12 protein-coding genes are annotated in these 13,978 nt (G+C 62.8%); 1 reads left to right on the top strand and 11 read right to left on the bottom strand.

The features are described from left to right. Nucleotides 1-4 precede the first annotated feature (4 nt). The 10 genes from H281_RS0111280 to H281_RS0111235 form a co-directional block, all read right to left on the bottom strand. Nucleotides 5-547 (bottom strand): (2Fe-2S)-binding protein, encoded by a 543-nt coding sequence (locus tag H281_RS0111280; RefSeq protein ID WP_020067218.1) that lies wholly within the window; start codon nucleotides 545-547, stop codon nucleotides 5-7. 168 nt (nucleotides 548-715) lie between these two features. After that, nucleotides 716-2,107, bottom strand: coding sequence for an amino acid permease (locus tag H281_RS0111275; RefSeq protein WP_020067217.1), 1,392 nt, complete (start codon nucleotides 2,105-2,107; stop codon nucleotides 716-718). 194 nt (nucleotides 2,108-2,301) lie between these two features. After that, nucleotides 2,302-2,958, bottom strand: coding sequence for a response regulator transcription factor RqpR (rqpR, locus tag H281_RS0111270; protein WP_020067216.1), 657 nt, complete (start codon nucleotides 2,956-2,958; stop codon nucleotides 2,302-2,304). Nucleotides 2,959-2,968: 10 nt separating this feature from the next. Beyond that, nucleotides 2,969-3,829, bottom strand: coding sequence for a sensor histidine kinase (locus H281_RS0111265; protein WP_020067215.1), 861 nt, complete (start codon nucleotides 3,827-3,829; stop codon nucleotides 2,969-2,971). 417 nt (nucleotides 3,830-4,246) lie between these two features. Beyond that, nucleotides 4,247-5,017, bottom strand: coding sequence for a ferredoxin--NADP reductase (locus H281_RS0111260; RefSeq protein ID WP_020067214.1), 771 nt, complete (start codon nucleotides 5,015-5,017; stop codon nucleotides 4,247-4,249). 577 nt (nucleotides 5,018-5,594) lie between these two features. Further along, entirely contained in the window at nucleotides 5,595-6,560 is a 966-nt protein-coding gene (locus H281_RS0111255; protein ID WP_020067213.1) for an ABC transporter permease, read from the bottom strand. 19 nt (nucleotides 6,561-6,579) lie between these two features. Continuing rightward, the gene (locus H281_RS0111250) at nucleotides 6,580-7,641 is read right to left on the bottom strand and encodes an ABC transporter permease (protein ID WP_020067212.1); all 1,062 of its coding nucleotides are present in this window, start codon (nucleotides 7,639-7,641) and stop codon (nucleotides 6,580-6,582) included. After that, nucleotides 7,631-9,283 (bottom strand): sugar ABC transporter ATP-binding protein, encoded by a 1,653-nt coding sequence (locus H281_RS0111245; protein WP_027804497.1) that lies wholly within the window; start codon nucleotides 9,281-9,283, stop codon nucleotides 7,631-7,633. Before H281_RS0111245 ends, H281_RS0111250 begins: the two co-directional genes overlap by 11 nt. A gap of 192 nt (nucleotides 9,284-9,475) precedes the next feature. Beyond that, nucleotides 9,476-10,507: an ABC transporter substrate-binding protein gene (locus H281_RS0111240; protein ID WP_027804496.1), complete on the bottom strand. Its 1,032-nt coding sequence runs from the start codon at nucleotides 10,505-10,507 to the stop codon at nucleotides 9,476-9,478. Between the two features lie 109 nt (nucleotides 10,508-10,616). After that, a complete protein-coding gene (locus H281_RS0111235; RefSeq protein ID WP_020067209.1) occupies nucleotides 10,617-11,669 on the bottom strand; it encodes a LacI family DNA-binding transcriptional regulator in 1,053 nt (350 codons plus the stop codon). A gap of 342 nt (nucleotides 11,670-12,011) precedes the next feature. Here H281_RS0111235 and H281_RS0111230 point away from each other — a divergent pair, with 342 nt between their 5' ends. Next, a complete protein-coding gene (locus H281_RS0111230) occupies nucleotides 12,012-12,995 on the top strand; it encodes an aldose 1-epimerase (RefSeq protein ID WP_020067208.1) in 984 nt (327 codons plus the stop codon). Nucleotides 12,996-13,081: 86 nt separating this feature from the next. Here H281_RS0111230 and H281_RS0111225 read toward each other — a convergent pair whose 3' ends face one another. Further along, nucleotides 13,082-13,879, bottom strand: coding sequence for an endonuclease/exonuclease/phosphatase family protein (locus H281_RS0111225; RefSeq protein WP_020067207.1), 798 nt, complete (start codon nucleotides 13,877-13,879; stop codon nucleotides 13,082-13,084). Nucleotides 13,880-13,978 lie beyond the last annotated feature (99 nt).

Raw genomic sequence — 13,978 nt, 5'->3', positions numbered from 1 at the left:
CTCCTCAGGCGGTGGCCGCTGCGTTGGCGTTTGCCGATGCATTCGCATCGGCATTTGCGGTGGCGTTGGCTGTGCCGGAGGACTTCATCCCTTCGGCGCCCTCGAGCACTGCCTTGACGATGTTGTGGTAGCCAGTGCAGCGGCAGAGATTGCCGTCGAGTTGCGTGCGGACGTCTTCGCCGGTGAGGTCTGGCTGACGCTGCACGAGCGAGATCGCGCTCATCACCATGCCGGGTGTACAGAAGCCGCACTGCAGGCCGTGACAGTGTTTAAAGGCCGCTTGCATTGGATGCAGCGCGCCGTCTTTGGCGAGGCTTTCAATGGTGGTGATCTGCGCTCCGTCCGCCTGGGCCGCGAGGATATTGCAGGATTTGATTGCGCGGCCGTCGAGGTGGACGGTGCATGCGCCGCATTGGGCCGTATCGCAGCCGACGTGCGTGCCGGTGAGTCGGAGCTGATCGCGAAGGAACTGCACAAGCAGGGTGCCGGGCTCGACTGAAGCGCTGATGGGCGCGCCGTTCACCGTCAGACTGATGCTGATCGCCATGAAGTCGTCTCCTTATGGGGTGAAACCGGACCGTTTTGTTTTCGCCTTCAGCCTGCCTTCATGGGCCCGATTAGGGTGCTGCGGTTTTTATGAGTCTGCCGAAAAGTAAAGCACAAATCGGGCGGGCGCGCTATGAGGGGTTTTTTGCCCGCCCTCAGCAACCACCCGTTATCTGGCCAGATGCGACCGACGCCGCGAGTAGCCGAAATAAATCACCATTCCGATCAGAAGCCACACTACAAAGGCGACCCACGTCACGGCTTGCAGATTCGCCATCAAAAACACACACGACGCGACGGCGAGCACCGGCACCACCGGCACACCCGGGCAGCGAAACGCCCGTGGCAATTCAGGATGCGTCTTACGCAAGACGAGAACCGCAATCGACACCATCGAGAATGCGGCGAGCGTGCCGATGTTGATCAATTCGGCCAGCACATTCAGCGGCACCAGCGCCCCGATCAGCCCGAAGAAAATGCCGACGAGCCATGTGGTGAAAAACGGCGTCGCGAAGCGCGGATGCACGCGCGAGAGCCGCGCGGGCAGCAAGCCGTCGCGCGACATCGCGAAGATCACGCGGGTCTGGCCGTAAGCCATAACCAGAATCACGGTGAGCATGCCGAGTACCGCGCCAAGGTCGATAAAGCCCGCCACCCACTTTTGCCCCGCCACCTGCAAAGCGTACGACACCGGATGCGAAATGTTCGCGAACTGCGCCGACGGCACGATGCCGGTCACGACTGCCGCGACCGCCACGTACAACACCGCGCACACGCCGAGCGACGCAATGATGCCGATGGGCAGATCGCGCTTCGGGTTTTTGACCTCTTCGGCGGCGGATGACACCGAGTCGAAGCCGATGAACGCGAAGAACATCACCGCCGCCGCGCCGAACACGCCGTTCCAGCCGTTTGGCATAAACGGATGCCAGTTGGCCGGCGTCACGTGAAATACGCCCACGGCGATCACCAGCAGCACCACGACCACCTTGATCGCGACCATGATGTTGTTGATCCGCGCGGATTCGCGCACGCCCACCGACAACAGGGCGGTAATCGCCATCATCACGAGGAACGCGGGCAGATTGAAGAGCGTTTCGTGACCAGGGAGCGCGCCGGGCGCCGCCGTCAGTGCGACGGGCAGCGAGACGCCAAAGCCCGACAGCAGCGATTGCAAGTACCCCGACCAGCCAACGGACACAGCCGAGGTGGCGAGCCCATATTCAAGCATCAAATCCCAGCCGATGATCCACGCGGCCAGTTCGCCGAGCGTCGCGTACGAATAGGTGTAGATAGAGCCCGCGACCGGAATGGTCGACGCGAACTCGGCATATGCCAGCGCGGCAAAGCCGCAGGCCACGGCGGCGATCAGAAACGAGACCATCAGCGCAGGGCCTGCCTGCACGGCGCCCGTGCCCGTGAGCACAAAAATGCCGGTGCCGATGATGGCGCCGACGCCGAGAAACGTGAGATCGAGCGCGCCGAGCGCTTTTTTGAGGCCGGCATTCTGAGCGCTCGTTGCGATCATGTGCTCGACGCTCTTTTTGCGGAAGAGGGACATTGGCGGGGGTCTCCAGTAGTGCACGCGCGTCGCGCGCCGAATGTCGGGGAAACCCGCAATTTTAGCGGATGCGCGCGCTATGCACCTTTTTGGGACGCGCTATTGGACTGGCGTGATCGCCGGTTAATTGCTCAACGTCGGAAGGGGGCGACGAAAGCGAGAAAGAACCGGCAAGAACGATAACAAGCCGCGGTTCAGCCTGCCATCGCCGGATTCAGGTCGACGAGGCGGTTGCTCATCACGTAGAAAGTGAGTTCCGCGTTGTTGCGCAGCTTCATCTTCTCGAGCAGACGGGTGCGGTACACGCTCACCGTTTTCACCGACAGCGACAGTGCTTCGGCGATGTCGGTCAGCCGTTTGCCCGAAGCGAGCATGCACAGCGTCTGGTATTCGCGGTCGGAGAGCTTTTCGTGCGGCAACTGTTCGCCGTCGAAAGAGACGTAATCGGCCAGCGCCTCCGCCATCGCCGGGCTCACATACTTGCGGCCCGCGGCGACCTGCTGGATCGCGCCGATCATCTGCGCGGCGTCGACGGTCTTCGACAGATAGCCTGCAGCGCCGGCCTTCAGCGCGCGCACCGCATACTGATCCTCGCGGTACATCGAGAACATCAGCACCGCCACGCGCGGCGCCTTGCGCTTCAGGCGCTTGAGTACTTCCACGCCGTTCATGTCCGGCAGCGAAATGTCGAGCAACACCACGTCGTAGTTCTGGCTGGCGACGGCGTCGAGCGCTTCGGCGCCGGTTTGCGCCTCGGTGACCTCGCGCGCCACGCCGCGGTCGAGCAGTAATTGACGCACGCCCTGGCGGACCACGGCGTGATCGTCGGCGAGCAGGATGCGCAGACTCATGACGGCTCGCTCACGATTGCACCGCGCGCAGTCCGGCGGCGTACCCGTCCGCGAGCATCGCGTCCCACGCGAAGCGCGCACGCACGAGCGTGCCGCGCGAGCCTTCGCCGCTGTTACTGCGCGAACCGTCGTTCTTGTCGCGCCGTGCAGTCACGCGCAGCGTGCCGTCGAATGCGGCGCAACGCGCCTTCATTCCGCTCAGGCCGAAATGGCCACTGCGCCGCTGGGCGTTGCGCGAAACGCCGATGCCGTCGTCGCTGACTATCAGCGTGAGATGGCGGCGGCTTGTCTCGATGCGTACGTCGGCGGATTGGGCGCGTGCATGTTTGGCGATGTTGTTGAGCGCTTCCTGCGCGACGCGAAACACGGCTAGCGCCGCGTCGCCGGGTAGCCGCGTGAGACGGACGTCGGCCGCGCAGACGAAACTCGTGCGCAACTGCGTGCGTGCGGCGAAATCACCGGTCCATTGCGAAAGCGCGCCGACGATGCCCGCTTCCAGCGCCGGTGCGTGCAGTTCCGCCACAGCCTGCCGCGTTGCAGTGCAGACGGCGTCGAGCGAGCGGTTCGCGACGGCGAGCGCGGCCGAGCATTGTGCGGGAGCGTCGGCGGGCAACCATGTTTGCACGCCGGCGAGCGCAAAGCGCGTTGCGGTCAACTCGGCGCCCACGCCGTCGTGCAGTTCGCGCGCAACGTGGCGGCAAGCCGCTTCCTGCGCCCTGAGGAGTTCCGTGGAAAGCTCACGCACCCGAGCGCGCAGCCGCGCCAATTCGCGCTCAGCCGACGCAGCGGTTTCACCGCTCGCGTCGAAACCGCCGCGCAGCAACGGCGTTGGCGAATGGGCGGTTAATCGGACGACAGTCGACGTATCCATGACTTTCTCTCAGCAAGCGGCGCGGACAACGACAGAGTGGCGCATCGGCGCCGCAAAAACGAAAGAATGCATAAGGTCTCGGTACACCCCGGACGGCCCGTATCGAAAAAAGCGCGAGGCAAATTCACTACCGCAAACGTAACGAAATTTACATTCAGTAACAAGCGGGGCGCACCATGAGCCGCAACAAAGTCCACCGCCGGTGCGCCGCGATCATATCTTAAAAAGACGAAAAATACAGGCGCACCAAGGGTTAGCGCCAATATTGACAGCAATGACTGACCCCGGTCACGAGCGCTTTTGTAGGAAGAATTCCGACATTAAACGTCAAATGTGTGACGCCTAATTGTAACCACGAAAAAAAAGGAGCCAGAAGGCTCCTTTTACGCGACTTGCGGCGCGGCCGCGACAGTCGTCTTAACCGACAAACGCTTTTTCAACCACGTAGTGGCCCGGCGCGTTGTTGCTGCCTTCCTGGAAGCCCAGGTCGTCAAGCAGTTTGCGCGTGTCGCGCAGCATGTGCGGGCTGCCGCAGAGCATCACACGGTCGTCTTCGAGCGAGAAGCCGGGCACGCCGAGGTCGGCGAACAGCTTTTCGGTTTCGATCAGTTCGGTAATGCGGCCACGGTTCTGGAACGGCTCACGCGTGACGGTGGGGTAATACAGCAGCTTTTCCTGCACCAGTTCGCCGAGGTGCTCGTGCGCCGGCAGGTGGTCGGTGATGTATTCCTTGTACGCCAGCTCGTCGACGAAACGGCAGGTGTGCGTGAGAACCACGCGCTCGTAACGGTCGTAGATGTCCGGATCTTTGATGATCGACATGAACGGCGCGAGGCCCGTGCCCGTGGACAACAGCCACAGCGTCTTGCCCGGCAGCAGGTTGTCGGCCATCAGCGTACCGACCGGCTTTTTGCCGATCAGCACCTGGTCGCCCACCTTCAAATGCTGCAAACGCGACGTGAGCGGGCCGTCCTGCACCTTGATGCTCAGGAATTCGAGATGTTCTTCGTAGTTCGCACTTGCGAGGCTGTAAGCGCGGATCAGCGGCTTGCCATCGACTTCGAGGCCCACCATCGTGAACTGGCCGTTTTCGAAACGGAACGACGGATCGCGCGTGCAGGTGAAGCTGAAAAGCGTATCGGTCCAGTGATGGACGCTCAGGACGGTTTGTGAATTGAGGTTGCTCATGGCTTCTTGGATAGTGCGAAAACAAAGGCGGCCAGTCGTTCAAGCCGGCCGGCACGGCAAGGGCGATGCTGCGCTCACCCGCGAACGGGAAGTGCGCGCAATCCATTATTTTACCGCGCCCGCAGCCGATGGGCCGTGGCGCGGGCGATAGGGCGCGACAAATACAGAGACAAGCGCCGCCAGAAGCGCGGCCAAAAGCATTGCCGCTGGCACCGATACAGCAGTCCAGGCGACGGTTATCGGCCTGCGGTCATCGAGCGGATTACTGGTTTGAAAGCGCCCGCGCCTGATCTGGGTGAGATCTAAGTCCAATCGGCGGCGGGAAAACCTGGCGTGATGGCAGCCGCGCTTCACCACGGGTACGGCGATGAGCGAACGCCGCGCAGGGCGGTCGCCATTGGCTGTCGGCTTGCGCCGGGTAGGTGCGCCGCGCGGCCAACATTTTCGGGATAATACCGAAACCTGCCATGCGGCGCAGCATAGACCCTGCCGATAAAGCAGGCAAACGCGCCAGAAAAAAGCAGTGTGGAGCGGCCTGGCGGCAGCTTGGCGCCGCTCTCTGGCCCGTCCATCGCGCCTAACTCTGCGCGGCTGCCTCAATCCGCTTGTTGCCCCGCTGCTTCAACACTCTCGCTTGCAAAACGATGACGAGCAGCAGAAACACGCCCCGAATCACCGATTGCCAGTACGCCGACAAGCTGATGAACCCGAGGCCGTTCTCGAAGTTCAGCAGATTGAAGACGAGGCCGAGCAGCAACACGCCGGCAATCGTCATCGCAATCGAGCCTTCTCCGCCCGTGAGCAATGTGCCGCCGAGCACCACTGCGGAGATCGCGAACAACTCCCAGCCGACGCCCTCGTTCGGCTGCCCCGCGCCGAACTGCGCGGCCAGGATCACGCCCGCCATGCCGGCAAGCAGGCCGCTGACCGCGTAGGCCATCACGAGCGTGCGGTCCACGTTCAGGCCCATCAGCCGCGCTGCTTCCTCACTTCCGCCGATGGCGAGCGAATGCCGCCCGAAGCGCGTGCTACGCAGCGCGAGCCAGCCGGCCACGGCGACCAGCGCGGCGACGATCCCGGGAATCGGCAAGCCGAACAGATCGCCTTGGCCGAAATTCGCGAAATTCGAATCCGACGCGATCGACACTGCATCGTTCTTGCCGAGCAGCAACGCGACGCCGTGCGCGCCGAGGCTCGTCGCGAGCGTCACGATGAAGGGCAGAATCTTCAGCCGCGTGATGATGACTCCATTCAGCACGCCGACGGCAAGCCCGGCCGCGCAACCCGCGACCACGGCGACCCAGCCTCCGTGCGCGCTTGCCAGTGCCGCCACGACGCTCGACATGGCCGCGACCGTTCCCACCGACAAGTCGATGCCGCCCGTGATGATCACGAACGCCATGCCGACCGAGATCAGCGCGAACATCGAGTTGTAGCGCCAGAAGGAAGTGATGTTGTACGCCGACGCGAAATGCTCGTAGCGCACGAGGCCGAGCACGACGAGCGCAACCAGCGCGAGCAGGATAGGCAGATTCTTTTTCATCGCGATAAGGTTCCTGGCGTTAGCGCGAGCGACGCTGCACGTACACCGCGGCGACGATAATGCCGGCCTTCACCACCAGCGCGGCCGCATCGGGAATGCCGTGCGCGAGCAACGTGTAGCGCAGCAACTGGATGATCAACGCGCCGACCAGCGTGCCGCCGATAAACGCCTTGCCGCCGGTCAGCGCCGTGCCGCCAACCGCCACCGCGGCGATTGCATCGAGTTCGATGCCGAGCCCGACCACGTTCGCATCCGACGAAGAATTAACGGAGATCGAAATCAGCCCGGCGAGTCCGGCCAGCGCCGCACACAGCGTGTAGGCGATCAGCTTGACGCTCGCCGTCGGCACGCCCGACAGATAAGCCGCCTTCTCGTTGCCGCCGGTGATCAGCAGATACTGACCAAACAGCGTCTTACGCACGACCCACGCAAATGCGACCACCAGCGCGAGCATGAGAAGCACCTGGAACGGCACGCCCGCGACCTTGCCAAGCGCAATCCACTGGAAGGCCGGCGTATTGAACGCCTGCAGGCTGCCGTCGGTGACGACCTGGGCAATGCCGCGTCCGGCGATGAAGAGCACGAGCGTCGCGACAATCGGTTGAACGGCGAGCCTTGTTACCAGCAGTCCGTTGAAGACACCGCACAACGCCGCGGCCAGCACCGGCAGCACAAACGCCAGCGCGATGCCGCCGGGTACGGGTATGTTGAGGAAGAGCATCGGTGCGAGCGCGCCCGAGATGGCCATCGAAGCGCCGACCGACAGATCGATGCCGCCTGTCGCGACCACGAGCGTCATGCCGATGCCGACGATCACGATCGTCACCACCTGCGTGAGATTCACGTTGAACGTCTGCAGCGACCAGAAATGCGGCGTGAAGATCAGGTTGAACAGCACCATCGCGAGCAGCACGATCACTTCTCGTTGCATCGCGAGGCGCCGCCAGTTGCGCACGCCGGTGGCTTGGGAAGCCTGTGAACTTGCCTGCTGAGGCGACGCTTCGCTGCCAGGTTGCGGTCTGGCTTCCTGCCCGGCCTGCGGCTCGCTTTGCAAAGACTCCGCGTCCAGCTTAAACGCCATGACGGTCGCCCTCCAGCGCGTCTTCGATATGAGCGGCACTCGCCGTCTGTGCCGCTTCGGCCAGTTGCGAACTGCTGTCGCCGCCGTACGCGATGGCGTCCATGATCGCGCTCTCGCTCATTTCGGCGCCGTTCAGTTCCGCGACTGTCCGGCCGTCGCGAATTACGACCGCGCGGTCGGACACCGCCGTCAGCTCTTCCAGTTCCGAAGCGGACATGAGCACGGCGAGTCCCGCGTCGCGCAATTCGCGCACGATCTTCGCGACGTCCGCCTTCGCACCCACGTCGATGCCGCGCGTCGGCTCGTCGAGCAGCAGAAGCGACGGCTCGGCGGCGAGCCAACGCGCAAGCAGCACTTTCTGCTGATTGCCGCCCGACAGTTCGCGGATCGGTTGATCGGCGGAGCGCAGCTTGATGCCGAGCGACGCAATGAAGCGGTCGACAATCGCCTGCTGTTTCTTCACATCGACAATGCCGTTTCTCGTCAGCGTGCGCAGACAGACGAGCGTGAGGTTGTCGCGCACCGACAGTTCCGGAACGATGCCTTCGGCCTTGCGGTCCTCGGTCAGATACGCGAGACCGCGCGCGATTGCGTCTTGCGGCGATTTCAGCGTCACCGTTGCACCGTCGATCGAGACCGACCCGCGTTCCAGCGGATCGGCGCCGAACATCAGCCGCATGGTTTCGGTACGCCCTGAACCGAGTAGGCCCGCCAGGCCCACGGCTTCGCCCGCATGCACTTCGAGCGAGACGTCGCTCACTTTTGGATGCGCGCCGAGATCGCGCGCGGCGATAGCCTGCTTGCCGCGTCGTGCGAGATTCGCTTCGCGTGCCGCGGGATCGTCGTGCACGACGGCAGCGAGCGTACGGCCTAGCATCGTCGTCACGAGTTGCAGCTTGTCCATCTCCGCCATCGTGCTTTGCGCAACGGTCTGACCGTCGCGCATCACCGTGACGCGGTCGCACAACGCATACAGTTCGTCCAGCCGATGCGACACGAAGATCACCGCCCGTCCGTCGTCACGCAGCTTGCGCACCACGGTGAATAGCAACTCCACTTCACGTTCGTCGAGCGACGAAGTGGATTCGTCCATGATGACCATCTTCGCGTCGGAAGAAACGGCGCGCGCGAGTGCCACCATTTGCTGAATGGCGGTCGAATAGCGACCCACCGGTTTCTTCACATCGATATGCAAACCGAACGAGTCGAGTAATGCAGCGGCGCGATGCTGCACCGTGCGCCAATCGATCAGACCGAAGCGGCGCGGCTCGCGGCCAAGAAAAATGTTCTCGGCCACCGAGCGGAACGGCACCAGGTTGATTTCCTGATAGATCGTGCTGATACCGGCTTCGCGTGCCTGCTTCGGCGTGCGGAAATCGACTTCGCGGCCCTCGAAGCGCACGCTGCCCGAGCCGCGCCGATAAGCGCCGGTCAGGATCTTGATCATGGTGGATTTGCCTGCGCCGTTCTGGCCGATCAGCGCGTGGACTTCGCCCGCCGCGACGCTGAGATTCGCGCCGCGCAATGCGGGCACGCCACCGAAGCTGATGCCGATGTCCTGCATCTCGAGCAATAGCGGACGTGTAGCTGGAGACTGCGAAGGCTGCGGGGAGTGCGGCGTGTGCATGCCGGATTGCGTCACAGGTGTCCTCCTGATGCGCGTACAACGCTCGGCGCTTTGCGCCTGATCATCTTACGCTGCATAAAAGCGAAGCGACGGTCCGTGGTTCACGGGCGCGTCGCTTCGAACCCTTCCGTCATCCGCTTGCAGAGGAGACTGCTTCAAGCCGGAGACTTCTTGCTGCCTGGTTGGCGAGCTTCGCCAGCAACGCGGTCAATAGCCGTATTGCATGCTCTGTTGCACGTTGCTCTTGTCGTAGAAACGGTCCGACACCTTGACCCAGGTCGGGATCTTTTCACCTTTCGCATAACGCTGAGCGACGTCGCAGGCGAGCGGCCCGAAGAACGGGCTCGACTGCACGCTCGCGCCCAGTTCGCCGGCGGCGATTGCGTCGAGTCCGCCCTTGGTGCCGTCGATGGTGACGATCTGGATGTCTTTGCCCGGCTGCTTGCCTGCCGCCTTGATCGCGGCGATCGCGCCGAGCGCCATCTCGTCGTTGTGCGCGTAGACGGCGGTGACGTCCGGATGCGCCTGCAGCAACGTTTCCATCACTTGACGGCCTTTGTCGCGCGCAAAGTCGCCGCTCTGCGACGCGATGATCGTCATGCCCGGATTCTTCGCGATGATTTCGTCGAAGCCCTTCTTGCGATCATTCGCTGCGGACGCGCCTGTCGTGCCTTCGAGTTCGATGATCTTCGCCTTGCCGCCCGTTGCCTTGACGAGCCAGTCTGCGGCGCGATGACCCTGATCGATGAAGTCGGAGCCGATGAACGTGATGTAGTCGCGGCCCGCGACGGCCACCGACTGATCGACGTTACGGTCCACCAGAATCACCGGAATGCCGGCCTTTTTCGCCTGCAGCACGACGGGAGCAAGCGGTTTTTCTTCGCGCGGCGGGAACACCAGCAGATCGACGTGCTGCGCGATCATGCTTTGAATGTCGGACACCTGCTTGGAGTTGGAGCCGTTGGCGTCGGTCATCACGAGCTGCCAGCCGCATTTCGCGGCCACTTCCTTGAAGCTGCGTGTTTCCGCGAGACGCCACGGGTTGTTGCTTTCGGTCTGCGCGAAGCCGACCTTGAGCGGAGTCTTGCCGGGCAGTTTCGGCAACGCGTCTTCCGCGTGCGCCGCGATCGCACCAAGACCCGCGCCGAGACCGACTGCCAGAGCCAGCAGCGAACCCGCCAGCGGACGAATCTTCTGCGTGCGCGCATTCCTGCGCGCCTCTTTGTTGAGCAACGCCATGTCTTCCTCCAGTACCTGGTGAGGTGTATTTTGCTTTTTGATTTTGCTTTCGCCCGACAACTTTGCCACGACCGGACGCGTCGATTATTTCACCGCGAATTATTATCGGTCAATCACTAATAATATTAGTCATGGGAGTTTTTGCCTCGGTAATTACCCGCACTGAAGCACGTTCGACCAGCGGTCCGTCGAGCTTCACCATGCGGTGCCGCACCGGTGCGCCGGCTGCCCGGTTGTGTTCTTCCTGAAGCAGGGTTTCGACAGCCCAACGTCCCAGTTCGTAGTTCGGCAGCACCACCGTGGACAGCGGCGGATGCGTATGGCGAGCAATTTCCTGGTCGTCGTAACCCAGCACGGAGACGTCGTCGGGAACGCGGAGGCCGAGTTGCTTTAGCGCTTCGATCGCGCCGATCGCGGTCAGGTCATTCGCACAGAAAATCGCTGTCGGCGGATTGGGTTCACGCATCAGCGAAAGCGTCAGCTCGAAGCCGAGTCCGGAGCTCCAGTCGCCGTCGCGCACCAGTTCGGGCGCGTACGGCAGATCGGCCGTTGCCAGCGCCGTGCGATAACCTTTGAGCCGGTCTTTCGACGCATCCTGCCACGGCTCGCCGTTGATATAGCCAATTCGCCGATGTCCCGCTTGCAGCAGATAGTCGGTGGCCAGATGACCGCCCGCGACTTCGGCCGGCACGACCGACGAAAAGCCGCTGTCGCCCGTGTAGCAGTTCAGCAGCACGGTCGGCACACGGGAGAGCGCGGCCGGCGGCGTCACCTTGCGCGTATAGACGGTCGCGTAAATCACGCCGAGCACATGCGGGTTCGACAACGTTGTATCGAGCACCTGCTTTTCGATGTCGGCGTTGCCGTGCGTCGAATAGACCGCCAGCATCTTGCCGCTCGCGTAGGCCGCGTCGCGCGCGCCGTCAACATTGACGACCGGATGCGGGCTCGTGGAGATTTCGTCGGCGAGATAGACGATCAGATTGCGTTCGTCGCTCGAAGCCGCGACCGGCGCGCGCGGTGCAAGCCGGTAGCCGAGGTCGTGCGCGGCCTTGAGAACTTTCTTGCGGGTATTCTCGGAAAACTTCGCGCCGGTCGCGTTGTTGAGCACCAGTGAGACAGTGGATTGCGACACGCCAGTAAATTTGGCGATGTCGGTCATGGTGGGACGGCGTTGAGTCGATTTTTTCATTGTGCGGGCCGCGCGGCAGCGGCGCTAAAGCGAAGACATGCTGAAGATTCCGTGCTGACGGTACCACTAATAATATGCGCCCGGCAACGCGCGCTAACCCGTCACGGTGGGCGCAGGTGGTGGGATGTTTCGAAGTCGCGGAGACTCAGTTTATTACTAATAATATTGACCAGCGCGTCATGGCGTGCGATTCTGCGACGCGCGGACCTCGATCCGCACGGACCGCGCAGAGTGCGCGGTACATCGACGCCAACAGGGTCCGCGCTGTAGCCGTTAGCCGTCTTCGCGCGATGCCACGTTTTCTCTCTCCACATGCCCGACGTTTCCGCCAATCCCAAGCTGCCTCCTGCAACCGAACTGGCATGGCTCGACGATCCTTCCATCGCGCCGCAGCTTGTCACGCTGACGGCCGGCACGCTACGGCTCGTGATCGCGCCTGCAATCGGCGGCGCGCTGGCTGCTTTCTACGAGAGCACGGCGAACGGTCCCCTGCACTGGATGCGGCCAGCTTCGCATGCCGCATTCACCGGGCAGGACCCGTTGCGCATGGCGAGTTTTTCGCTCTTTCCGTATTGCAACCGGATTCGCAATGCGCGCTTCGGATTCGACGGCGCCATAGTCGATCTCAGCGGTAACGACCCGCGCTTTGCACACGCGCTGCATGGCAATGCGTGGCGACGTCCGTGGCAGGTTGGCGCGTTGACGCAAAATTCGGTGGACCTGCATTTCGAGCACGAACCCGATTCGCGCATTACCGGCGATTGGCCATTCCGGTACCGCGCGCGGCAGCGCATCGAACTCAGCGATCAGGCGTTGCGCATCACGCTGTCGGCGCAAAACCTGGCAGGGCGGCCGATGCCGTTCGGCATGGGGCATCATCCGTACTATCCGCGCACGCGGCAAACGCGCATCTACGCCGATGTAGCGGCAATGTGGCACGCCGACGCTCACGTGCTGCCGACGCATCTTGGTCCGCATCCGGCTGTCGATGCATTGCGCCGCGACGGTCTCTCGCCGGATGCTTTCGATCTGGACAACAACTTCGCAAACTGGGCGCGCGAAGCGACGATTGCATGGCCCGACGAAAGCCGTCAATTGACGATGACCGCCGAGGCGCCGTTCGACCATATGGTGATTTTTGCGCCCGCCGACGACTCGCAGCTATGCGTGGAACCGGTGACGAACACGACCGATTGCTTTAACGCGTCAGGGCCGCGCGAGCATGTCGGCGGCTGCGTGCTGCAGCCGGGCGAAGAACTCTCGGCTACGGTGACGTGGACGCCTGAACGGATGTAGCTGCTTTGGGCGCGGAGTCTGGCGGGATTAAAGAAAAGGGGCGGTCGCACCGCCCCCGACAACGTCGATTTCACGCTTTCGCGCCGTCACTCGACGCGCAACCGCGCCATGTACGGCAGGTGATCGGAGAGCCACGCGGTCTCCTGCGTCGGTTGAATCCACTCGATCGGCTTCATGCCGCGAATGAACATCTTGTCCAGCGCGAGGGCCGGCGAAAAAGCCGGGAAGGTGCGGCCGGATTCGCCGAGCAGTGTCGCGACTTCGTGCAGGCCATGTTCGCCGAAAAGCGGCACCGAGTCGTTGCGCCAGTCATTAAAGTCGCCGGCCAGCACAAGCGGCCCGTCCGGCGCTTCCTTCGCGATCCAGTGGGCGATCCAGTTCATCTGACGCAAGCGCGCCGAGCGCGTAAGGGCAAGGTGCGCGCACAACAAGGTGACCGAGTGCCCGCCGAACGTTGCGCGCGCGACAAGCAGGCCGCGTTTTTCAAAGCGATGCGCGGAGATGTCCCAGCGTCCGCCGAGATCGAGCGGATGTGGCGACAGAATCGCATTGCCGTGTCGCCAGGACGGCTTGAAGACGTTCGGCCCGAGCGCGATTTCGAGTTCGAGCGCCCGCGCGATTTCGGTCGCCTGGCAATGCCAGACATCGCTTAGCGGATCGGCAACGGGTGCGCCGAAACTGCTCCCCAGCACCGGCGACGGCATGCGTCGCGCCATGGCTTCCTGGAGAAAATAGGCGTCGGCCTGGGTCGACTGAACCCAGCGCTGCATGGCCTGCCAGGCCTGAAAGCCGAGCGGCGTTCTCCCTTTGTGAAGGTTCCAGCTCACCGCCACAAAATCTTTGGGTGCTGTGCTTTCGCGGATCAATTCTTCGGGGTTTCGCATGCCGCGTTATCCACGTGTTCTGTTTTCGGGGCTTTGATTATTCGTGCGTTGTTCGCACAACGTTCAGGTTGGCTCTTCAGCTTCGCTTTTCAACCCTTC

The sequence above is a fragment of the Paraburkholderia caledonica genome (assembly GCF_000383275.1).
In the GTDB taxonomy this organism is placed as follows: domain Bacteria; phylum Pseudomonadota; class Gammaproteobacteria; order Burkholderiales; family Burkholderiaceae; genus Paraburkholderia; species Paraburkholderia caledonica.
This window is presented reverse-complemented; position numbering and strand designations above follow the sequence as displayed.